This window comes from Streptomyces fildesensis, from assembly GCF_016107395.1.
GTDB classification, from domain to species: domain Bacteria; phylum Actinomycetota; class Actinomycetes; order Streptomycetales; family Streptomycetaceae; genus Actinacidiphila; species Actinacidiphila fildesensis.
On record NZ_JAAIKO010000007.1, the window covers coordinates 116,001 to 136,932 of the forward strand.

At 73.7% G+C, this 20,932-nt stretch carries 15 protein-coding genes and 1 pseudogene; 6 read left to right on the plus strand and 10 right to left on the minus strand.

Annotation, left to right across the window (positions count from 1 at the left end):
* Positions 1 to 98: 98 nt before the first annotated feature.
* The 3 genes from C6N31_RS13825 to C6N31_RS13835 form a co-directional block, all read right to left on the minus strand.
* Positions 99 to 506, minus strand: a complete 408-nt coding sequence (locus C6N31_RS13825; protein WP_138352546.1) for a (2Fe-2S) ferredoxin domain-containing protein — start codon at positions 504 to 506, stop codon at positions 99 to 101.
* A gap of 111 nt (positions 507 to 617) precedes the next feature.
* On the minus strand, positions 618 to 1,400 hold the full coding sequence (locus C6N31_RS13830) for a CbtA family protein (RefSeq protein WP_198357619.1): 783 nt from the start codon (positions 1,398 to 1,400) through the stop codon (positions 618 to 620).
* Positions 1,401 to 1,415: 15 nt separating this feature from the next.
* A complete protein-coding gene (locus tag C6N31_RS13835; protein WP_138352543.1) occupies positions 1,416 to 1,637 on the minus strand; it encodes a CbtB domain-containing protein in 222 nt (73 codons plus the stop codon).
* Between the two features lie 265 nt (positions 1,638 to 1,902).
* On the opposite strand from C6N31_RS13835, the gene C6N31_RS13840 reads away from it, so the two are divergent.
* The 4 genes and pseudogenes from C6N31_RS13840 (at position 1,903) to C6N31_RS13850 (ending at position 5,318) form a co-directional block, all read left to right on the plus strand.
* Positions 1,903 to 2,475 (plus strand): histidine phosphatase family protein, encoded by a 573-nt coding sequence (locus C6N31_RS13840; RefSeq protein WP_138352542.1) that lies wholly within the window; start codon positions 1,903 to 1,905, stop codon positions 2,473 to 2,475.
* Positions 2,476 to 2,538: 63 nt separating this feature from the next.
* A pseudogene (locus C6N31_RS43770) lies at positions 2,539 to 2,817 on the plus strand (ECF transporter S component); the annotation flags it as partial.
* Positions 2,818 to 2,982: 165 nt separating this feature from the next.
* Positions 2,983 to 4,374: a S53 family peptidase gene (locus C6N31_RS13845; RefSeq protein ID WP_138352540.1), complete on the plus strand. Its 1,392-nt coding sequence runs from the start codon at positions 2,983 to 2,985 to the stop codon at positions 4,372 to 4,374.
* 185 nt (positions 4,375 to 4,559) lie between these two features.
* Complete coding sequence (locus C6N31_RS13850; RefSeq protein ID WP_164293425.1) at positions 4,560 to 5,318, plus strand: GAF and ANTAR domain-containing protein; 759 nt, start codon at positions 4,560 to 4,562, stop codon at positions 5,316 to 5,318.
* 69 nt (positions 5,319 to 5,387) lie between these two features.
* On the opposite strand, the gene C6N31_RS13855 is transcribed toward C6N31_RS13850, so the two are convergent.
* On the minus strand, positions 5,388 to 6,365 hold the full coding sequence (locus C6N31_RS13855; protein ID WP_232485165.1) for a LuxR C-terminal-related transcriptional regulator: 978 nt from the start codon (positions 6,363 to 6,365) through the stop codon (positions 5,388 to 5,390).
* A 712-nt stretch (positions 6,366 to 7,077) separates the two neighbouring features.
* Between C6N31_RS13855 and C6N31_RS13860 the strand changes: the two genes are divergently transcribed.
* Both C6N31_RS13860 and C6N31_RS13865 read left to right on the plus strand, forming a co-directional pair.
* Positions 7,078 to 7,299 carry a hypothetical protein gene (locus C6N31_RS13860; RefSeq protein ID WP_138352537.1) on the plus strand — a complete coding sequence of 74 codons (222 nt, stop codon included), beginning with the start codon at positions 7,078 to 7,080 and terminating at the stop codon, positions 7,297 to 7,299.
* A 40-nt stretch (positions 7,300 to 7,339) separates the two neighbouring features.
* Positions 7,340 to 8,023: a response regulator transcription factor gene (locus C6N31_RS13865; RefSeq protein WP_138352536.1), complete on the plus strand. Its 684-nt coding sequence runs from the start codon at positions 7,340 to 7,342 to the stop codon at positions 8,021 to 8,023.
* A gap of 28 nt (positions 8,024 to 8,051) precedes the next feature.
* On the opposite strand, the gene C6N31_RS13870 is transcribed toward C6N31_RS13865, so the two are convergent.
* From C6N31_RS13870 to C6N31_RS13895, 6 genes are all read right to left on the minus strand, one after another.
* Positions 8,052 to 9,617, minus strand: a complete 1,566-nt coding sequence (locus C6N31_RS13870) for a SagB/ThcOx family dehydrogenase (protein ID WP_138352534.1) — start codon at positions 9,615 to 9,617, stop codon at positions 8,052 to 8,054.
* Positions 9,618 to 9,638: 21 nt separating this feature from the next.
* A complete protein-coding gene (locus C6N31_RS13875; protein WP_138352533.1) occupies positions 9,639 to 11,969 on the minus strand; it encodes a TOMM precursor leader peptide-binding protein in 2,331 nt (776 codons plus the stop codon).
* A gap of 66 nt (positions 11,970 to 12,035) precedes the next feature.
* Positions 12,036 to 15,443, minus strand: coding sequence for a type 2 lanthipeptide synthetase LanM (locus tag C6N31_RS13880; RefSeq protein ID WP_198357620.1), 3,408 nt, complete (start codon positions 15,441 to 15,443; stop codon positions 12,036 to 12,038).
* Position 15,444: 1 nt separating this feature from the next.
* Positions 15,445 to 17,736 (minus strand): ATP-binding cassette domain-containing protein, encoded by a 2,292-nt coding sequence (locus C6N31_RS13885; protein WP_138352531.1) that lies wholly within the window; start codon positions 17,734 to 17,736, stop codon positions 15,445 to 15,447.
* The gene (locus C6N31_RS13890; protein WP_138352530.1) at positions 17,733 to 20,072 is read right to left on the minus strand and encodes an ATP-binding cassette domain-containing protein; all 2,340 of its coding nucleotides are present in this window, start codon (positions 20,070 to 20,072) and stop codon (positions 17,733 to 17,735) included. Before C6N31_RS13890 ends, C6N31_RS13885 begins: the two co-directional genes overlap by 4 nt.
* A complete protein-coding gene (locus tag C6N31_RS13895) occupies positions 20,069 to 20,929 on the minus strand; it encodes a biotin/lipoyl attachment domain-containing protein (protein WP_138352529.1) in 861 nt (286 codons plus the stop codon). Before C6N31_RS13895 ends, C6N31_RS13890 begins: the two co-directional genes overlap by 4 nt.
* Between the last annotated feature and the right edge of the window lie 3 nt (positions 20,930 to 20,932).

Genomic DNA, 20,932 nt, shown 5'->3' on the forward strand with positions numbered 1-20,932 from the left:
GGCAGGCCAGGACTCTTGATCAGCGCCGCGCGGCGGCTCCGGTCCCCGTGGTCCGGGCGGCCCAGTGCCCGCCGTGCCGCGGCGCTCGCGGCGGAAGGTCAGCGGCGCCGGCGCAGCGGGGTCGCGCGCCGTGGGCTGACGATCTGGAGGGCGAGGGAGGCGGGTGGTTCGGTCTCGCCGGGGCCGCCCGACGCCACCCAGGCGAGGATGTCGTCGGTGGAGCCGTCATCGGTGGCGAAGCCGATCCATACGGCCCGGCCGCCCTTGCGGCGTCCTTCGGCGGACGGCTGGACGACCACGATGTTCGCCTGGTCGCAGGGCCCCAGGCAGTCGGTGGTGCGCAGCGCGAGCCGGCCGCCGGAGTCCGCGGCCGCGGCGCTCAGCCGGTCCAACTGCCGCTGGTGGTCGGTGCCCGGGTGCTTGCTCGCATTGCCGCAGCAGCACCCCCGGCACACCACCAGGGTGCAGGGCCGGGCCGCGTACGGCGTGGGAAAGGGGGCGGTCACGCGGACTCCTTCGGCTCCGTGCCGGGTCCCGGCACAGCGCGGCGCGACCGACAGCCCGCCGGGGCGGGCCCCGGCGGGCTGTCGGTCGTGTCAGGTGGACGTCGGTCGGTGTCAGCCGGCGGAGGCGGCCGTCCATGCCGCCGTGTTGCTCTCGCTGTTCGCCTCCGCGGCCTCGCTCTTGGCGGGCCGGGGGGTGAGTACGCGTTCGGCGAGATAGCCGAACGTCAGGGCGAAGGCGGTCCACAGGGTGAGTTGGATGGCCACGGCCGCAAGGCGGAACTGCCACAGGAGAGTGGCGGAGAAGTCCGCGGGCACTTCGTTGATCGCGGGCAGGAACGCGTAGGCCAGCCCGATGGCGACCAGATACGCGACACCGGCCACGACACTGGCGTACCAGGTGGTCAGCCGCGGTGCCAGCCGCTTGCCGAGGATGACGGCGGCCACCGCGAGCAGCACGCTCAGCGCGATCATGAGGAAGTACAGGGTGGTGCGTTTACCGATGGTCTCCGGGTCGCCGATCGACGGCGGGTTGGCCGGATACTTCAGGAACGGCACCACGTAGACGGTGAGCAGCGCCGCGCCCGAGATGAGCACGGCGGTGGCCCGCGGGGTGAAGCGGCCGACGCGGCCCAGGGCGAAGCAGAACGCGAGGGCCGCTATCCCGCCCAGCGAGACGCCGAAGATCAGAACGCCGGTCGCCAGTCCCGCGGTGGACTGCAGGGAGCGGCTGACGATCTCCATCTCGTGTTCGTGGGAGTGGGAGTCCTCGAAGGCGATGGCCGCGTCGACCCTCGGTTCGCCCATGAGATAGGCGACGACGAGGGCCAGCAGACCGGCGACGAGCCCGGCGAGCATCCCCCGGACCAGCAGGGAGCGCACAGTGGTGGAGTTCATTGGAGCGGCTTCCGATCAGTGGCAGGGGAAGCCGAGCAGATGGCGCCCGTCGTGGACCCACTCGTGAACGTCCGATCCGGCGACCAGGGACGTGGCGCCCTGCTCCGCACCGACGAAGTACAGCAGAACGAGCGCGAGCATGCCGAAGAACACTGCCCAGGGCAGGATCGCCTTCAGCGGCAGCGGGGTGATGGGTAGGGCTGGGCTGGCGGCCGCGGGTGCAGCGGACTGGGCCATGGCAGTGCCTCCTCGGGAACACGCGTCCCACTTGGTGGTGCTGTTGACGAAGGTGCCGGGTCTGACTTACCGGGGTGAGCCGGTTTCACAGTGGCGCGACCGTGCCGGATTTTCACCGTGCTTCCGTTCACACCGTCGTCGGGTCGGGCTGAACCGTACCGTGAAGCGACACCCGCGGCCAAGGGCGTGCGCGAAGGCGATACGCGCCAACCTGCGACGATGTGTTCCGCTGTGGGGCCGGTGCGACAAGGGAGGGGTAGCGGGGATGACGGTGCGTGTGTTCTTGGTCTCGTCGGCGGAGAGCCAGGCCTTCGCGGAGGCGCGGTTCGACGACGGAACCAGCCCGCTGACCGACGCCGGAGAGCGCCGGGCGCGCGCCGGCGCGCCCGGACTGCCGGGCGCGACCGCGTACTTGACCGCCTCGTCGGAGCGCTGCCGGCGGACCGCGGAGCTCCTCGGCATCACCGCAGGGGAGCAGCCGCCGTTGCGGGACTGGGACATGGGCCGCTGGCGGGGGCTCCGGCTGGACGAGGTCTCGGCCGCCGAGCCGGAGGCGGTGGCCGGCTGGCTGTCGGACCCCGCCGCGGCCCCGCACGGCGGCGAATCGCTGACGGAGCTCTGCGAACGGGTCGGCGGCTGGCTGGACGGCGGGGCGCCGGACGGCGGGCGGGTGCTCGCGGTCGCGGAGCCCGCGGTCGTGCGGGCCGCGGTCGTGCACGCCGTCGGCCTGCCGCCGCAGGCGTTCTGGCGGCTGGACGTCCTGCCGCTGACGGTCACCGAGCTGGTCGGCCGCGCAGGACGGTGGAACCTGCGGTGCGGGCGGCCGTTGGCGGGGTGACCGGGCACGCACGCACCGCGGGTCGCGGTCGTCAGGGCTTGAGTCGTCCTTGAGTCGTCAGGCGGCTTCCTGCTGAACCTGTCGTTCTGGCCGTTCTCGCTCGACCCCAACAGCTCGATCGCCTGTCTGCCGGGGCTGCCGCTCACCGAGCATTGGCACCGCTACCTGGCCTTCGACCTCGCCACGTCGCTGGGCCGGGACACCGGCCGGGCCGTCACCAACTTCATCTGCATCCTGGTCGCGGGGCCCGCCGTCCTCATCACGTTCCGGCGCACCGCCCGGCGGGCCAACTCCGAGGCGCCGGTCCGTTTCGATCCGGTGGCGGACGACGGGGAGCGCTGAGACGGCAGGGGCAGCGGAGACCGCCCGGGTAATGGCTCCGCAAAGTTATCGGCTCCCAGGTAAAGCCGTCGGCAGTAATCCGCCAACACGCTTGTCCTGCTCATGATGTACGGATGTGATCACGGCAGCCGCCCAGCGCGGCCCGACTCCATACAAGGAGGATCCATGCCCAGAGTTCGTCCGCGGCAGCGTGCCGTGGTCGCAGCGGCCGGGGCCACCGCCCTCACAGCCGCAGCGCTCATATCCGCCCCGCTGTCAGGGGCCGCCACCGCGGCGCCTGCCGCCAAGGCCCCGGTGGTCAGGGTGGTACCGGCCGTTGAAGGGCACCAACTGGTCCGCGCCGCCGACGGCCCGCTCAGCATCGAGCAGTGCCAGGCCAAGTGGGGGATCAACTGCTACACCCCGACCCAGTACCGGCAGGCGTACAACCTGAACCCGCTGTACCGGGCCGGCATCACCGGCAAGGGCCGCACGATCGTCATCGTGGACTCGTTCGGCTCGCCGACGATCCAGCACGACCTGGACGTGTACAGCGCGCAGTTCGGCATCAAGAGCGCGCCGGTGCAGGTGGTCAAGTGGGGCAACGTCCCGCCGTGGGACGCCACGAACCCGGACATGACCGGCTGGGCGGGTGAGTCCACGCTGGACGTGGAGATGGCGCACGCCGTGGCGCCGGACGCGAAGATCATCCTGGTGGAGACGGCGGTCGCCGAGACCGAGGGCGTCGTCGGCCTGCCGGAGATGATGGACGCCGAGAAGTCGCTGATCGACCGCGGCATCGGTGATGTCATCTCGCAGAGCTTCGGGGCGACCGAGAACACCTTCCCCGGCTTCGAGCAGGGCAACTTCTCGAGCATCGAGAAGCTGCGGTACGCGTTCAAGGACGCGGCCAGGCACGGGGTGACGGTGCTGGGGTCCTCCGGTGACAGCGGTGCCACGGACTACATCGAGGACGGCAGCGCCAACTACCCCTACCAGGTCAACTCCTGGCCGTCGTCGGACCCGCTGGTCACCTCGATCGGCGGCACCCAGCTGCACCTGAACGACGCGGGCAACCGCACCGCGCCGGACAGTGTCTACAACGACTACGGCGCCAGTGGCGGTGGCCAGTCCCACGTCTTCGGCCGTCCCGCGTACCAGAACGGCGTCAAGGGCATCGTCGGCAACCACCGCGGCACGCCGGACATCTCGATGGCCGCAGCGGTCGACGGGGGCGCCTGGGTGTACTCCAGCTACGACCCGACGTCGGTCGGCTGGGGCGTCAACGGCGGTACGAGCGAGTCGAGTCCGCTCTTCGCGGGCATCGTGGCGCTGGCCGACCAGCTCGCGGGGCACCGGGTGGGCGACATCCACAGCGCGCTGTACGCGCTGTCCCAGCAGGCCCCGCACAACCCGTTCACGGGCGTCGTGGACGTCGCGGACGGTACGAACAACACCTATGACGGTGTCACCGGCTATACCGCGGTGAAGGGCTATGACATGGCGACCGGCATCGGCACCCTCGACGCGGCCCGCTTCGTCCCGGCCCTGGCACTGCAGAGCTGGCTGCACCACTGACCGAACGGCACTTCCCGGCCGCCGTCGTACCTCCGGGTACGGCGGCGGCCGTCCGCATGCCGGGACCGCAGCGGGTGGCCGCCCGGTCGGGGAATGCCGTGGCGGGCGGACCCCCGAGCTGGGACGCTGGCCGGGGGCGTGCGGATCCGGGGCCCCGAGCACCGCGAGGAAGGCGGCACCGCATCATGTCCTCCACGCTGCGGGAGGTCCGGCTGGCCGATGCCTTCCTCGCTCTCTCCCAGGCCCTCGACGACAGCCAGGACTGCGTCGGGCTCCTGCAGCGGCTGGCCGACCACACCGTGGACCTGTTGGACCTCGACGCCGCCACCGTCCTCGCGCAGGGCCAGGGCCCGGCCGGTGACCACTCCCTGCACACCGCGGCGTCCGCCGCCGACCCGGCCGGCGCCGAGGCGGTGGGCCGGCTGGCCCGGATCCAGCTCGACAAGGGCCAGGGGCCCGGCCACGACGTCCTGCGGTCCGGGACACGGCTGGCCGAGACACCGCTGAGCCGGCCCGTGCACCGCATCCGCTGGCCGCACTTCACCGGGCAGGCGCTGGCCTGCGGGTTCACCACGGTGGCAGTGATCCCGCTGCGCCGCGCGGACCGCACCCAGGGCGCCGTGGCGCTGTTCCACCGGCGCGCCGGGACGCTGACGCCGTCCGTCCTGGATCTCGGCCAGTCGCTCGCCGAAGCGGCCGCCATCACCCTCCGGCACGGCAGAGCCCTGGCCGAACAGCAGGCGCGGATCGGCCAGTTGCACAACGCGCTCGACAGCCGCATCGTGATCGAGCAGGCGAAGGGCATCCTCGCCGAACGCCACCACTGCAGCCCCGACGACGCCTTCGCCCTCCTGCGCCGGCACGCCCGCAGCCATCAGCTGCGGCTCGCCGAACTCGCCGAACGGATCATCGACGAACCGGCGGGGCCGGACACCCGACAGTGAGCGACGCCGGCCGCGAACCCTCGACCGGAGCACGCGACGACCGGGCCGCACGCGCTCACCCCGCCGCGGTCACTCGACGGGCACCGCGTTGATGTCGACCCCGAGCGGGGCCGGTGTGCGGGCGCCGAGCCAGCCCATCGCGGCGATCTGCACACCGGCCTGGAAGCGGCTGCGCGCGTCCACCCGGGTCATGAGGTCGGCCATCATGCGACGGATCGTGCGCAGCGAGACGCCCAGCCGCTGCGCGGCACGTTCGTCGGTGAGACCGCACGCGAGCAGCCGCAGCAACTGCCGCTCCTGGACGGTGAGTCCGGCGGGATCACGGGTCGGCGTCTCACCGAGCGCCCGCGCCTGGTCCCACACCTGCTCGAACAGGGCCCGCAGTGCCGCGATGACCCCGGGGCTGTGCAGCAGCACCGCGCCCTTGCGCGGGTCTTCGGGATCGACGGGGACGACGGCGGTCCTGCCGTCGACGATGATCATGCGCAGCGGCAGGGTGGGCGTGGTGCGCACACTGCCGCCCAGCTCGCTGAGCCAGCGCGCGTACTGCACGGTGGCCGGGTCGTTGCGGACACTGTCGAGGTAGACGGTCCGCATCCGTACCCCGCGGTCCAGCGTCTCCTGGTCCAGGTCGCGGCTGGCCTCCATGACATGGGCCGGCTGCGGTCCGCCGGGGGCGAAGGAGAGCACCTCCCCCGCCGCGTCCGCCGCCAACTCCTCCAGCCGGAGCCGCACTTCACTCAGGTCGCAGAGGATCTCGACGCCGGAGGAGCTGCTGGCCGGCCGCGTGGTCGCGAACTCGGTGATCAGACTGGCCATCGCGTTGCGACTGCGGTCCATCTCGTTCTGCCGGCGCTGTGCCTCCGCTTCCTGACGGGCGAGCATGGCGGCGAGCCCCAGCTCCGGATTGACGGCACGCCAGCGCCCGGTCGGTCCTGCCGGGCGGACCAGCGCGAGGTCAGCGAGCTGGTCCAGCGAACCGCGTATGGCTTCCACCGACTGCTCCAACAGATCGGCCACGTCGGGGATGTCTAACTCGGGATGCATGAGCATCGTCCGATAGACCCCCTCGGCCACCGCGTCAAGAACTAGCCGTTCTCCCACCTGGTACCCCCCGAGCTCCCCTGGGTGGTCAGACTGCGACGCACCCGCCCGTGACAAAAACGCCGTCGAGGAACACCCCGCTGAAGGTGTTCGACGACCGACTCAGGGCGTCAGCGTAGCGGTGCAGCAACCTTAGGTGAGGGCTTCGGAAGCTCCGATTCTGCGGAAAACGCGTGGCCGGGCGGGGTGCGCGGACATATCGATCGCGAACCGCCCGCGGGCGCGCGGTAAAGACGCAGTTCAGAACGTTGCAATGGGAACCCTTTCTACCGGTCCCGCAACCCCTGTCCACCGTCGGTGTCACCTTCCTGCCATGCGCCATTGACGCCTTGCTGTAAGGAAGTCGCCGCAGGCCTCTGTGACAGCTGGTGTTCAAGGGGTGCCAGTGATGCCAGGGATGGTTGGGGCGTCGACGCTGTTCGAGTGGGCCGACCGGTGGCCGGAGCTGGCCCGAGGGTGCCAGTGCAGCTTGGTGACAGCTCCGGCTACTGACAGCCGGGGCCACCGCGGGCCACTCTCATGGTGTCGGAAGAACGGCACGGCAGCCGGACCATCCGAAGCGCAACACCAGCACCACCCACCGGTTTCACACCGGTTCGGCCATGACCCCGGCGGGAGTCCGGGATCCCCACGAACGGAAGGCTCGGGCATTCCTATGCGCAAGCTCGCGGTATCCATCGCCTCTGTCGCTGTCATCCTCGGTGCCTCCGTCTCCGTGGGGAGCTCACTGGGCGCCGCGTCCCCCGCCACCGCTCCCGCCCACTCCGTCAGCGTCGTGGCCGACGGCCCCACGCCGGCTCCGACGCCCACCCCGGCGCCCACCCACCCGCCGGTCGAGCCCGACCCGACGCACCCGGACACCTGGGGCTGGGGCTGAGCAGCGGTTCGTATCCGGGGACGAAGGGAGTACGGGGAACATGACCACGGCACTGGACCGACCGCAGGACCTCCCGCCCACCCTGACCATGGCGGCCGCGACGACCACCGTGACCACGACCACCAGCGTCCTGCTCGCCGACGGACACCACCTGTTCCGTTCCGGTCTGAGCGCCCTGCTCGACCGCGAACCGGACCTCACCGTCTGCTCCGAGGCGTGCGACGCGGAGAGCGCCGTGGCCCAGGCCACCGGGGACCGGCCCGACATCGCGGTCGTCGATCTCGACGTGCCGGGAGCCGGCGGACTGCGGACCGCCGAGCTGATCCGGTCGCTCTCCCCGCGGACGGCCGTTCTGCTGCTCGGTGCCGCACCCCGCGCCGACGAGGTGCAGCGCGCCTACGCCGACGGTGTGCACGGCATGCTCCGCAAGGACGTACGGCCCGAGCGGCTCATCAGCACCGTCCGTGAACTCGCGGCGGGACGACGGGTCTTCGACCCCGAGCTGGTGCTGGTGGCGATCCGGCCGGGGCCGGACACGCCGACCCGCCGGGAACTCGCGGTCCTGCGGCTGGTCGCCGCCGGCAGCACCATCGGCGAGGTCGCGAACCAGCTGTCGCTGTCCCCGGGGACGGTGCGCAACTACGTCTCGTCGGCCATCGCCAGGACCGGCGCCAGGAACCGCTGCGACGCCATAAGGATCGCCCGCGAGAACGACTGGCTGTAGCGGCCGGCGGAACGACGGACCCCCGTCCTCAGCCTTGCTCCCGCATCGTGTCGACGATGTCGCAGAAGCCCTGGGGCAGGCTGCCGGAACCCGATGCCGGGCGGCTGCCGATCAGGAACTCCCCCACCGAGGACTCCGACGTCCAGTCCAGACCCAGGGCGCGCGCCGCCGCGTCGGTGTCACCCGAACCGAGCCCGCACGGTGCCAGACCCATCGCCGTCGCCACCAGGTAGAGGGTCTGGTAGAGCACTCCCACGTGCTTGAGCGTCAGCGCGTACGCGATCTGGCTGTACTTCCACGACAGCCGGCCGAACCGCGAGGTCACCGTCAGCAGCACCTGCGGATCCACCGTGCAGTTGGTGGCCCGCCATGCCGCCGTCAGCAGTTCCCTGAACGCCGCTTCGTCAGCCGCGCCGTGCCAACGGCGCGGCTGCAGTCGGTGTGCGGCGGCGTCGTAGCGGTAGACCCCGGTGGGCAGCCCCTCGCAGGCGGCGACCGACAGATAGATCTCCAGCTCGCCCGTGGCGCCGCCGGCCGGGTAGGGGCGGTCGATCGCGTCGTACGAGTTCGGGGAGGACGGGTCGCGCGGGATCACCTGACGGACCCGGGCCGCCCGGTAGAGCAGTTCGGCGATCTGCTCCAGCGTCACCGGGGTCTCCGCGTAGGTGCGGATGGACCGGCGCCCCTCCAGCACCTCGGTCAGCCGCGGGTCCCGGGCCGTCACCTCGTCCCAGTCCGGCACCGGCAGGTCGATACCCGGCTCGTCCTCGTTGCTCCCGGCGCCCGGCAGGGCCGGCGGGTGCGGTACGTCCTGGTGGGCGAAGACGCCGCCGCTGGTGTAGTCGTGCCGGCCGGCCCTGCTGCGGGAGTGGAAGAGCAGGTCGTGGAAGTCCCACAGCGGCGGGTCCGCCGCCGGGAGCGCGGGGGCGGCGCCCACCGCGGCACCCGCGGCGGGCTCCATGAAGCCGGTCCCCGCCAGCAGGGCGGCCAGCGCGGCGCCCGACTGCTCCGGCAGCCCGGCCAGCGCGGCCGCCTCCGCCACGGTGCGCGGCGTGGTCAGCGCCGCGACGAACGCCGCCGCGGCCGACTGGTGCAGTGTCACCCGGTAGGGCGCCAGCGGGGATTCCATGACGCAGCCCTGGCCGATCGTTCCCCCGCCGCCGTCGGCGGGTCCGTCGGGCAGTCTGCGCAGATAGGCGAACCGGGACAGCACCACGGCCGTGGTGCCGAGGTCCGGCGCGCCGGGTGTGGCCGCCGAGCGGGCGATCGGCACGGCGGTGGCCAGCGGTCCGGTCAGCGGGTCGTCGAGGATGCTGGTCACCAGATAGGGGAACCGGCCCAGCAGGCTCAGCAGCCGGCCGGCCTCGCGGTCCCCGGCCAGCGCGTCGGCGTCGACCGGTCCGGCGCCCAGCGCCAGCAGCCGGCGCACGGTCGGCGCGCCGAGCGCGTGGACGCGCTGGCGGCCCCAGGGGTGGGTGAGTTCGACGTCGTCGCCCTCCGCCGCCACTTTTACGTCCTGGCGGAGCGTCAGCATCCGTCGTACCCGGGACAGTTCGGCGTCAGCGGTGGTCAGCGGCTGTTCTGTGATGGTCATGGCGCGCCTTCCGTCCTGCGGTCAGATGAAGATGGCGGTCGGGTTGAGGTCGGCCTCCGCGGTGGGCGCGGCCTTCCAGCCCAGCCGCACGGGAACGTCGTAGAGCCGGCCGGGCGCGAACCGGGCCCAGAAGTGCCGCATCCCGGGGACGATCACCTTGGCGACGGGCAGGCCCACATCGGGGCGGGTCTGGTCCAGGACGAGCATCTCCATGCCGTGGTCCGCCACCAGGCGCTGCACCGTCTCGAGGTCCGTGCGCAGATCGTCGGCGGCCAGCGGGTCCCAGCGGCCGGCCGCGGCGGGGGCGTGGCCGTCGAGGGGCCTGAGGTACGGCTGGTTGGCCAGCGTCGCGCTCTTCCACCAGGCCTTCTGCTCGTGGTCGGCGCCCGAGTACGTCGTCTCGCCGGGACCGGCGTCGGCCACCGGTGACAGGAACTGGTTCATCTCGGTGAGGGCCCGGGTCAGCGCGATGTGCGGATCGAGGTGGGCGCCGAACGCGATCAGGATGTCCTCGGCCGGCTTGTCGGTCCGCCGGGAGAACGCGCCCACCACCGGGATCCCGAAGTCGGCCGTCAGGTCCAGGGCCCACATCTCACGGTTCAGGCCCGCGTAGACCTCGCGCATCCGGTCGATGTACGGGTCGCCGAAGGAGTCCAGGTCGACGGCCGGTCGCTGGACGCGGTTGTACCACCACAGGGCGACCGCGTCACGTTCCACGAGCTCCAGGAAGCCCTGCAGCGTCGCGTCCTCGAACGAGGTGCCCGCGGCGGCCCCGTTGGAGTCGCCCATGGCGAAGAACGGGCCGTTGTGCCGGTAGCCGTAGTACAGCGACATCGTCGGCAGCCAGCGGGTGCGCTCCGACGTCAGCGACCAGGCGGGCGACCACTCGATGACCGCGTCCTCGCGGAACCGCTCGGGCACGGTGTTGAACATCGACTTCTTGGCGTTCCACAGCTCCCGCTCGCGGAACTGCCGGTCGCTGAAGAGCAGGCTGGTGGACGGGTGCACCGCCTGCTCGCCGAGCTCCTCGTAACGGGCGGTGCGGCGCGCCTCGTCGCCCTGGAACACCCCGGAGTAGCGCTCCATCGCCTCGCCCATCGCGCTCGCCCGCGCCTGCGAGTCCGTCCGCCCCTTGCCGCAGCTGATGCTGCGCAGACCGGTACGGAGCTGGCGCAGGTCGCCGACCTGGCGGGCGAGGTTCTGGCCCGCGACGTAGACCCGCAGGCCGCCGGGCGTCCGTTCGGCGGGCACCAGGGTGGTCACCACACCGGTGACCGGGCTGAGCTGGGGCCGGTACTTCAGCAGCATGTCCTCGGGCGAGGCGGACCGGTGGCCGCCGTCCGCGGTGAACGCCTTGGCCCGGCTCTCGAAGCGCACCGGTGCCAGCTGGCGGCGCTCCATGGTCGCGGCGTCGCCGCAGGACGGGCACTGCGGCCGGCGGACCAGCTCATGGCGTTCCGCCTCGGCAAGCACGGTGTCGAACGTCAGCACCTGGGCCTTCTCCGGGCGGACGCCCGCGGCCCACTTCGCCGCCTCCAGCGCGGCGAGCTGCACCCCGAGGGCGGCCGTGGGCGCCAGGTGCGCCCCGACGGTCGGTACCGGCTGGTCCCTGCCCAGCCGGTGCTGGAGGTAGCTGAGCGACTGCCGGTTGGCGGAGAGCCGGTGCGCGAGGCACTCCCAGCAGCCGGTTCCGGTGCCGGGCGCTCCGGCCGGGGTGTCCGCGGACGCCGGTGCGTCCGGGACGAAGACCGGTCCCGCCCAGACGATCGAACCGACCGGACGGGCGAGCATCCACGGGGTGCCGGAGGCGAGGGCGGCCGCGTTCCGGCCCGCAAGGCCGGGGTTGAGGTAGTCGTCGGTCAGCGCGACGACGAGGTCGGCACCCTCGGTGTCGGCGGGCGGCGCGTCCGCCGGTGCGAGCGCCACGTGCGCGGCGCCGGCCGCGAGCAGCGCCGCGACGAACGGCTCCGGTGTCACCTTCCCGTAGACCTCCACCCGCACCCGGGCGTCCCGCAGCGCGGCGACGGCCGTGTCGCCGTCGCGGCCCGCCATCTCGAAGAATCCGGCGGCGGCCGGGTCGGTCCCCGGGTCGGAGGCGGCGGCCCAGCCACCGGCCACGAGTTGGTCCAGGGCCACCGCTACCCGGTCGGCGGGCACCGCGGGCGCCAGCTCAGCACCGATCTCGTGGGCGCTCCTGGTGCCGTCCAGGAGCGGCGCCAGCCGTTCGGCCAGTGAGCCGTTGACGACGCAGACGCCGCGTTCGGACACCAGGTAGACGGCCTCGCCGTCGACGACGTAGGGGGTGTAGTGCCGCTTGAAGCCGATGCCGGGCGTCGGCCGGGTACTGGTCATGGTGACTCCGTAGTCCGAATTGGGGCGGGGCGGGCCGGGCTGCGACCCAGGGCGTTGGTGCCGGGCTCAGCGCAGGGTGGCGAGCGGGGCGGTGGCCGGGTCGATCAGCCGCAGCAGGAGGAGGCCGACGGCGGCGCCGCCGTCCAGCGCGCCGAGGTTGACGCGGTCGTCGGCGGCGCGGTCCCCGAACCAGCTGCCGGTGGCGTGGTGCCGGCGCAGCAGTTCGGCGACGAGGACGCCGGCCGCTTCCCGGCCGTCGAAGAACGGTCCCGGCACCAGGGTCTCGGCGGTGCTGCCGGCGAGGTCGTCGTCCAGGGTGTGCAGCAGGCCGGCCTCGGCCGAGGTCAGTGCCTCGCCCGCTGCGGCGACCAGTTCGCGGGTGCCGAGCGCCGCGATCTCGGCGGCGGTGACGGGCGGGGTGAGCCAGGCGAGGTCGCCGGGGTGGACGGCGCCGGTGCCCAGCGAGACGGCGGTGTCCAGGCAGGCCAGCCGTCCGCCGCGGGCGGTCGTCGTGAACCGGTGCGCGCGCAGCAGCGCGCGGGCGGCGTCGGGATCGGCCAGCAGGCCGGGCGCCTCCGCGACGGTACGGGCGAGGGCCGCGGCAATGCTGTCGGCGCCGGTCGGCACCAGGTCGAGGAAGGTCGCCGGGGTGGTGAAGCGGCCGGCCGGGGCGTCGCCCGCCAGTTCCCGGCGAGCGGCCTCGGCGAGGTCGCGGATCGCCGCGTCGGCGTCGGTGGCGACGCCCGTCGTTCCGGCGCCTGTGGCGCGGCGCAGCCGCAGCAGGTTCAGCAGCAGCCCGGCCGCGCCCAACGGGCTGTCCTGGTACGGGAGCCGGTCGGCGTCGCGGGCCGAGGACCGGCCGGCGGGCGCCGCCGCGAGGGCCGCCGCTCCGGGGACCAGTGCCCGCGCCACGTCGAGGAAGGCGGGCTCGGCGAGGGTTTCGGCGCCGCGGGCCAGGGCGTGGATGAGGGAGCCGGGTCCGGCGAGACCGCCGGGCACCGGGACCCCCGAGGCCAGCCGGGTGTCGCGGGCGAAGCCGAAGGAGGCCGGGTGGCGCGGGTCGATGAGGGAAGCCGCGGCCCACAGCGTCTCGTGCGCCGCCTGCCGGAAGCGCGGCGACCCGGTCGCCGACCACAGTTCGGCAAGGAACAGCGCCACGCCGACACCGCTGGTGACGAGGTCGACGCCGCTGAGCACCTCGACCTGGCGCAGCCCGGTGGCCGGGTACCAGCTCAGCCCGATCCAGCCGCCGCCCGCGGCGGTGCGCTGCCGGTCGGCGAGCATCCGGTCGCCCAGCCGCACGGCGTGGTCGAGGAGTTCACCGGACGTCGGTACGGAGAGCGAGGCCGGTCCCCGGGAGGCGGTGGTGGCCGGCGGGAGCTGCGTCCCGGACCGTGCCGCGTCGATGCAGCCGGAGAGGACCGCGGTGTGCAGATCCAGGTCGAAGCGGTCGAGTTCGGTGATGCGGGCGTGCAGCCGGTCCCAGGCGGTGCTCTGGAAGTGACCGGGGATCTCGTGGCCCTGGGCGGTGAACACCGAGGACGACGTGGTCAGCGAGCGGAAGAACGGGATGTCCAGGACGCGGTAGGAGTCGAGTTCGCTGAGCACCACCTCCAGCAGGTCGCCGCGTGCGCTGTCGCCGGCGCGGGCGGCCACGGCGCCGCGCAGGGCGCCGGCGATCACGGTCTCGCGGGTGGCGCCGTCGGAGAGCGCGAGCGGGCTGGTCGAGGTGCGCAGGATCTTGTAGCCGTCCCAGGTGTGCCGCCAGATGTAGCGCACCCAGACGCCCTTGAAGCCGGCCAGCGGGCCGTCGGGGGACGCCAGCCGGTCCCGCATCCCGGCGAGTGTGCGGTGCATGTCGCGGTAGCCCGCGACGACCTCGTCCGCGTACTCCCACGGGTCGGCCTTCTCGCCGCCGTGCACCGGCCGGTACGGCGGCAGTGGCAGGGCGGGCTTGCCGGGTTCGATCTCCAGGTCATCGGCGCGGGAGAGGCAGCCGATGTCCACCACCGGGCGGTCCTTGGACGGCACCCACGGCTGCACGGCCATGGCCGTGCGCACGACGGTCGACTCCAGTACGTCCAGCAGTCCACCCTGGCCCGCGGGCAGCGCCGGCGGGGTCTGGACCCGCGGGTAGAGCAGGCACTCCAGATCGGTGATGACCGGATACTCGCCGCTGGCCAGCAGGTTGTCGGACCACAGGTCGCGGCCTTCGAGCAGCTGCACCAGCCGGACGGTCATCCCGAGCCGGCGGTAGAAGCGGGCGAAGCCCTCCCGGTCGGTGCAGGGCAGCGCGGGAACGAGCTCCTCCCAGCCGTAGGCGTCGCCGTGGTCGGACTCGTGCTCGGTCGCCGGATCGGCGGCGGGGCCGGTCGCGGCGCCGTCGTCCGGTGCGCTGTGGTCGCTGCGCACCAGCACGGTGCGGACGTGGAGTTCGGGTGACAGGCCCGCGGCGTTGAGGTCACGGACCAGGTCCATGTAGGCCGTGGCGTGCCGCAGGTCCTTCGGCTTGTAGACGACGCCTTGGCCGTCCGCGAAGTGCAGCAGCGCGACGGACCGGCCGCCCGCGTGGCGGTCGCCCGCGTCACCGTGCACCGCGGCCAGCGCGCCCGGGTCGGCGCCGTCCCAGAGGCGGGTGCGCAGCAGTTCCCGGTCGGAGGCGAGCCGGGCGAACATCTCGGTGTAGACGTGCTGCCAGTGGCGGCAGGCGGTGCCGACGAGGAAGGCGAGCGCGGGCAGCCGTTCCAGCCGGGCCAGCCAGCCCTCCTGCGAGGCGTCGGGGCCGCCCTGCGCGTCCCAGTCACCACCGCCGGGGTGCGCGGACGACGACTGGACCTCGTAGCGCATCGGCAGGTCCAGCGCCTCGGTCAGCCGCCGCACCAGGGTCTCCGCCAGGTCGGCCCGCGCGGAGTCGAGCACCTGGACACCGAGCACGGACGCGGTGTCCGCGGCTCCCGTGAGGTCGTAGGGCAGCAGGGCTCCGGCGGCGGTGCGGAAGGACGCGGTGATCGCACCCGGTGCGACGGTCTCGGCGGTGGGGGCGGCGGGCTGGGCGCGCAGGAAGCCGATGAGGGCGTGCGCCCAGTCCGGGACGACGGACGGGTCGCGCAGCGCGACCGGCCGCAGCCCGTCGCCGAGTTCACGGCCGGTGGCCGCCAGGTGGTCGAGCAGCACCCCGGCCGACGCCGGGTCGCCCGCCGCCCGCCGCAGCCAGCCCGCGACGGCGGTGGAACGGCTGTGCTGTTCGTCCTCGGCGGCGGCGAAGACGGGTGGTCCGGCCCCGTCCGGTGTCCCGTCGGCGGTGGTCGAGGCCGCGGCGCGCTCCGGGAAGGAGGCGGCCAGGGCGATCACGGCACGCAGCCGGTCGTCACCGCGGGGGACGCCGGGCAGGAGCGTGCCGTCGCCCGCCGGGGACCCGGCGGCCGTTCCCGGCACGGCGGGGGTGGTGAGCCAGGCCTGCAGGTCGAGCGTCATCTCAGATCTCCTGGGGTCGGACGAGGCGGGTGAACAGGGGGTCGTGGTCGAGCAGTTCGTCGTAGGTCCCCGAGGCGGTGACCCGCCCGGCGTCCATGACGTGGATGCGGTCGGCCCGGCGGATGGTGCTGAGCCGGTGGGCGATGACGATGCGGGTGCGGTCGAGGGCGGCCACGGCGTCGGCGACGTGGGCCTGGGTGGCGTTGTCGAGGGCGGATGTCGCCTCGTCGAGCAGCAGCACGGCGGGGCGTCTGACCAGCGCGCGGGCGAGCAGGATGCGCTGGATCTGACCACCCGAGAAACCCTGCGCGTCCTCACCGATGCGAGTGCCCAGGCCGAGCGGCAGGGCCCGGAGTTCGGCGGCGATGCCGGCTTGTTCCGCGGCGGCCCAGACGTCGTCCTCGGTGACGTCGGGGTCGGTGCCCGCCAGGTTCTCCAGCAGGTTGCCGCGCAGCGTCCGCCCGTTCTGCAGGACGGTGCCCAACTGTCCGCGCACCAGGCGCAGATCGAGGGCGGCGAGGTCCTGTCCGTCATGCCGCACGGTTCCGGACTCGGGGATGTCGAACCCCAGGATCAGCCGGATCAGTGTGGACTTGCCGGCGCCGGACGCTCCGACGACGGCGACGAACTCGCCCTCCTCGGCCCGCAGGCTGACACGGTCCAGAGCCGGCACCGCAGCGCCCGGGTAGCGGAAGGTCACCTCTTCGAGGGCGACCGCGCCGCCCAGCACCCCGGGGTCGCGGCGGTGCGGTCCCGAGGCGGGGACGGCGGGCGCCGCGAGCACCGGCCGCAGCCGGTCCAGCACCGGCGCGATGCCGTACGCGGTGGCCGCCGCGTGGGTGAGCTGGCCGAGTGCCAGCGCCACCTGTCCGGCCGCGATACCGGCTGCCATCAGATGCCCTGCGGAGACGCCCCCGGCGCCCCCGGCGGCTGTCGCCGCCAGCAGCACGGCGAGCAGCAGCGGTTGCAGAGCGGCGGTGACGGCGCCCGATGCGGCGTCGGTGCGCATCGCGGCGGCGTCGGCGCGCTTCTGCCGGGCGAAGGGCCCGGCCCAGCGGGCGAAGGCCTGGATCTCGCGCCCCGCCGTCTGGAGCTTGTCGATGCCCAGCAGCAGCCCGTACAGCACTCCGTGCAGCCGGCCGTGCAGCGCGTACACCTCGGATTCGTACCGTTGCCTGCGCCGTCCCAGCAGGAGCAGGACGGTGACGGCGGCGACGGCGGCGGCCAGCAGCACACCGCCGAGCCGCAGATCCACGGTGAGCAGCAGCAGAAGTCCCGACAGCGAGAAGAACGCTCCCAGTACCGCGGAGACCAGCACTTCCGACAGTGCCTGCCGGGCCTCGGCGACGGCGTTGGCCCGGTGCACGAGGTCGCCGGTGGAGAAGTCCCGGAAGAACCGGGCGTCATGGGTGAGCAGCCGGTCCCAGACGGCCGGTTCCAGCGCCGCCTGGATGCGTCCGGTGAGCCGCACGGCGGCGGTGTTGCGGACCAGCAGGAGCAGGAGTCCCGCCGCCGAGGCCGCGCCGAGCAGCAGCGCCAGCCAGCGCAGCGGGTGGCGGTCGGCGGCCAGCAGCCGCGGCACGAGCAGTCCGGCGCTCAGTGGCACGAGCAGCGTCAGAACGGCGGTGAGCAGACCGGCGCCCGCGAGGACCACCAGGTCGCGCCGGGTGCCGGGGGCGCCGAGCGCGAAGCGCAGCAATGAACCGGGGGTCGGGGTGCCGGGCGGCAGCGGCCGGTAGAGCAGCAGCGCCTGGCGTGAGCAGGCGGGTCCCGCCGGCCGGCGCCGGGCACCGCCGGTGTCCCGGGCCGCCGGATCGTGCACCAGATGGCCCCGGCCGCGCGGCACGAGGGCGAGCGGGCGGCCGTCGTCGGAGGCGAACGCGATCATCGCACCGGCGGTGCCACCGGGATCACCGTGAACGTCGTCGCCGTCCGGACTCTTTGCGCCCTTGGGCGCCTTGGCGGCCGGGAGGGTGACCTGCCGCCAGCGCACGCCCAGCCGCCGCAGCAGGGCGATCAGCGGGTCGCGGGCAGTGCGCACCGAGGCGGGCAGTTGGGCCGGCACCTCGATCCCCAGGGCGGGGCCGAGGGCCGCGAGCACGGCGAGTGCGTGGGCGGCGGCGTCCGGCGGTGGGACGGCCACCGCGCGGGCCTCCCCGCTCGGGCGGCGGGCCGCCGGGCCGAGCCCGTCGAGCGCGGCCGCGAGGGTCGCGCGGTTGGCCGCCGCCGTCGCGTTCAGTGCGGCCGTCGCGTCGGCGGCGCGGCTGCGCTCCGCCTGCTGAGTGGGCGTCATGACTGCTCCTGAACAGGACGGTTCGGGGTCGATGCGACCGGGGCGGCGGCGGTGGCGTCCTGGCCACCGGCCTCGGACAGCAGCGTCCGGTAGCGGCCCGGCACCGCGGCCAGTTCCGCCGGGGTGCCCTGCTGGACGATGCGGCCGCCCTCCAGGACGACCACCCGGTCGGCGGAGCGGACGGTGCTCAACCGGTGGGCGAGCACCAGGCAGCTGGTACCGCGCCGCCGGAGGTGCGTGTTGACCAAGGCCTCGGTGCGGGCGTCCAGCGCGGAGGTCGCCTCGTCCAGCACCAGCAGCGGCGGGTCGAGGGCCAGCGCACGGGCCAGCTCCAGTCGCTGCCGCTCTCCGCCGGAGAGGTTCCGTGCGTCCTCCTCGATCCGCCCGGCGTCCAGGCCACCACGGCCACGGACCAGGTCGGCGGCCTCGGCGTCGGCGAGCGCCCGGTGCAGGGCGGTCTCGTCGGCCGCCGGGTTCCACAGCGTGAGGTTGTCGCGCATGGTGCCCTCGAAGAGCCGCAACCGCTGCTCCACGTAAGCGACCTGGCTGGTCACCACGGCGCGCGGCAGTGATTCGCGCGGCACTCCGTCCAGCAGCACGTCGCCGGTCCAGGGCCGGAGCACTCCGGCGGCGAGCCGGGCCAGCGTGGACTTGCCGCTGCCGCTCGATCCGACGACCGCGACCCACTCCCCCGGCCGCACCGTCAGCGAGATGCCCTCCAGCGTCGCCGGCCGGTTGGGGTCGTAGCCGAAGGAGACGTCCCGCAGCTCCAGCAGGCCGCTGAGCGCGACGGGTCCGGCCGAGCCGTCCACCGGGTCCAGGACGGCCGTCAGATAGGGGTCGGGCTCGGAGAGTTCGACGTCGTCGAGGAGCGCGGACTGGGCTCGCGCCATCGTCAGCTCGGATCCCGTGCCGACGAGCTGGGTGACCGGCAGCAGGAACCCGTTGAGCAGCAGCAGGAAGGCGAGCAGCGTTCCTACGGTCACGCTGCCGCCGATCAGCAGCGCGGTCCCGGCCACCACGACGGCCGCGGTGCCCGCCGTAGTGAGCGCGGTCGGCAGTGAGAGCGGTACGAGGACGGCGGTGGCGACGTTCTGCGCGGTGTCCATGGCCCGCGCCTGCCAGCCCGACCAGGAGCGGAAGAACGAGTCCTCGGCCCCCTCCGCCTTCAGTGTCTCGATGGCGGAGATCCCGGCGAAGGCCACCCCGTCGCGCTTGTGCTGCTCGGAGTGGAGCTGGTGCAGCATGCCGCCGCGCCGCCGGTCGGCGAGTTTCAGGGCCGCGATGTCGATGACCGCCACCACCACCGGCACGATTGCCAGCCGGGGTTGCAGCCAGATCAGAGCCGCGAGATGCGCGGCGGCGGTGGCGGCCGAGGCGGCGGCGCCGGCGGCGCGGTACGAGAGCAGCGCCGAGAGCCCGTCGTTGATCTGGACCCTGGTCACCAGACCGCCGAGCTGCCTGCGGTGGAAGAACGAACCGGGCAGCCGCAGCATGCGCCACAGGAATCCGGTCGAGGTGCGGGCCGCCATGGAGGCCAGCACCCGGTTGACGACGCTCTGTTGCAGCCAGGTGCCGAGCAGCACCGCGGCGGCCGAACCGCCGGTGGCCAGGACCAGCGGGAGGGCCCAGGCGCCGGTTCCGCCGATCGTCACCGAGGTGAGGTAGGCCCGCAGCAGGAACGCCGCGGCCATCGCGGGAACGGTGAGCAGCACCGCGACCAGCACGGCGATCAGCAGCGCGAACCCGTACGGCCGGATCCTCGTCAACAGCCCCCGCAGGAACGGGAACCGGGCTCCGCCCCGTTCGAAGTCCGGCCCCGGTTCGAAGCCGACCGCGATGCCCGCGAAGGAGTCCCAGAACTCGGCCGGTGTCGCCGAATGGCTGCCCAGCGAGGGATCGTTGACGCGTACGCGGCCGCGCTTGATGCCTTCGAAGACCGCGAAGTGCGGACCGGTGACGAGCACCATCGACGGCACCGGCACGGCGTCCAGGCCCAGCAGCCGGTCCTCGCCGCGCACCACCCGGCGGCCCCGCGCCACCAGGCCGTAGCGGCCCGCGGCGCGGGCCACCGCGGCGGCGCTCACACCGTCGCGGGAGACACCGCAGGAGCGGGACGCCTCGTGCAGGGTCGTCCGGCGGCCGAACGCGCCGAGGACGATCGCGAGACAGGCGGCGCCGCAGTCCTGCTCCTCCATCTGCGGGACGACGGGCGTCCGCAGATAGCGGCGCCGGCGGCCCGCGCGGACAGCGCTGCTCTTCGGTGGCGGACCCGGGGCGGCCGCCGCCGGCTCCTGGCTCTTCCGCTCCTCGGCGGTCCGGGTGTCGAGGCTCATCGCCCGGCCCCCGTACCCAGGATGACCTGGTAGGGGCGGCGGGAGCCGAGGTCGACGGAGACGTCCACGGGCACCGGGCCGTACGTCGGGGGCAGCGCGCCGGACGCGGCATCCGGCACGGCGGTGATCGTCCAGACCGGGTCGGCCCCCGACCCCAGGTCGCTTTCGCCGAGCGGCAGTGCGCCGTCGAGCGAGTCGGCGCGGGCGGGATACGGGTCCACGGCCGTGATGCGGGCGCGCACCGTGCCGGACGGCAGGGGCAGCAGTACGGACTGGCCGGGTCGCAGGCGTGCCAGGTCCCGGGCGGAACCGGTGTAGAGCCGCAACGTGGCCGGTTCGCCGGCCGGGTCGAGCGCGAGCAGCGCGGCCCCGGCCGGCAGAGTGCCGCCGGGCGCGGTCAGCACACCGGCGACCGTGCCGTCCGCGGGAGAGCGGAGCTCGGCGGTGCCGCCCGGGCCGGGGGCCGTGGTGCGCAGCAGCGCGAGGAGCTGCCCGCGGGTGACCCGGTCCCCCGGGCGGACCCGCAGGTCGAGCACCGTACCGGCGACGTCGGCCCGGGCGAGGACCGGCGCGGGGCCGTGGGCCAGCACGCCGTGCAGGGACAGGGTGTTCGGGAGCGACCCCCAGCCCACCCAGGCACCGCCCGCCCCCAGGGCCAGGACCAGGGCGACGAGGGCGGAGCCGAGGCGGCTGCCGATGACACGGACCGGGCGGTCGAGGCCCGGTTCGAGCTGTGCGGCAGCCGCCGCGGCGGCGATCGTCACCGCTTGAGCGGACGGGCCCGTTCGCTCCGCTGACGCGGGCGGTTCTCCGTCGGGGACGGCCGGGACGGTCTTCATCGGGATCGTTGTCGTCATCGC

What these genes read in the sequence shown, in the direction of transcription:
- C6N31_RS13830 (WP_198357619.1), bottom strand. Translation starts at nt 1,400, where the DNA reads ATGAACTCCACCACTGTGCGCTCCCTGCTGGTCCGGGGGATGCTCGCC.
- C6N31_RS13835 (WP_138352543.1), bottom strand. Translation starts at nt 1,637, where the DNA reads ATGGCCCAGTCCGCTGCACCCGCGGCCGCCAGCCCAGCCCTACCCATC.
- C6N31_RS13840 (WP_138352542.1), top strand. Translation starts at nt 1,903, where the DNA reads ATGACGGTGCGTGTGTTCTTGGTCTCGTCGGCGGAGAGCCAGGCCTTC.
- C6N31_RS13845 (WP_138352540.1), top strand. Translation starts at nt 2,983, where the DNA reads ATGCCCAGAGTTCGTCCGCGGCAGCGTGCCGTGGTCGCAGCGGCCGGG.
- C6N31_RS13850 (WP_164293425.1), top strand. Translation starts at nt 4,560, where the DNA reads ATGTCCTCCACGCTGCGGGAGGTCCGGCTGGCCGATGCCTTCCTCGCT.
- C6N31_RS13855 (WP_232485165.1), bottom strand. Translation starts at nt 6,365, where the DNA reads ATGCATCCCGAGTTAGACATCCCCGACGTGGCCGATCTGTTGGAGCAG.
- C6N31_RS13860 (WP_138352537.1), top strand. Translation starts at nt 7,078, where the DNA reads ATGCGCAAGCTCGCGGTATCCATCGCCTCTGTCGCTGTCATCCTCGGT.
- C6N31_RS13865 (WP_138352536.1), top strand. Translation starts at nt 7,340, where the DNA reads ATGACCACGGCACTGGACCGACCGCAGGACCTCCCGCCCACCCTGACC.
- C6N31_RS13870 (WP_138352534.1), bottom strand. Translation starts at nt 9,617, where the DNA reads ATGACCATCACAGAACAGCCGCTGACCACCGCTGACGCCGAACTGTCC.
- C6N31_RS13875 (WP_138352533.1), bottom strand. Translation starts at nt 11,969, where the DNA reads ATGACCAGTACCCGGCCGACGCCCGGCATCGGCTTCAAGCGGCACTAC.
- C6N31_RS13880 (WP_198357620.1), bottom strand. Translation starts at nt 15,443, where the DNA reads ATGACGCTCGACCTGCAGGCCTGGCTCACCACCCCCGCCGTGCCGGGA.
- C6N31_RS13885 (WP_138352531.1), bottom strand. Translation starts at nt 17,736, where the DNA reads ATGACGCCCACTCAGCAGGCGGAGCGCAGCCGCGCCGCCGACGCGACG.
- C6N31_RS13890 (WP_138352530.1), bottom strand. Translation starts at nt 20,072, where the DNA reads ATGAGCCTCGACACCCGGACCGCCGAGGAGCGGAAGAGCCAGGAGCCG.
- C6N31_RS13895 (WP_138352529.1), bottom strand. Translation starts at nt 20,929, where the DNA reads ATGACGACAACGATCCCGATGAAGACCGTCCCGGCCGTCCCCGACGGA.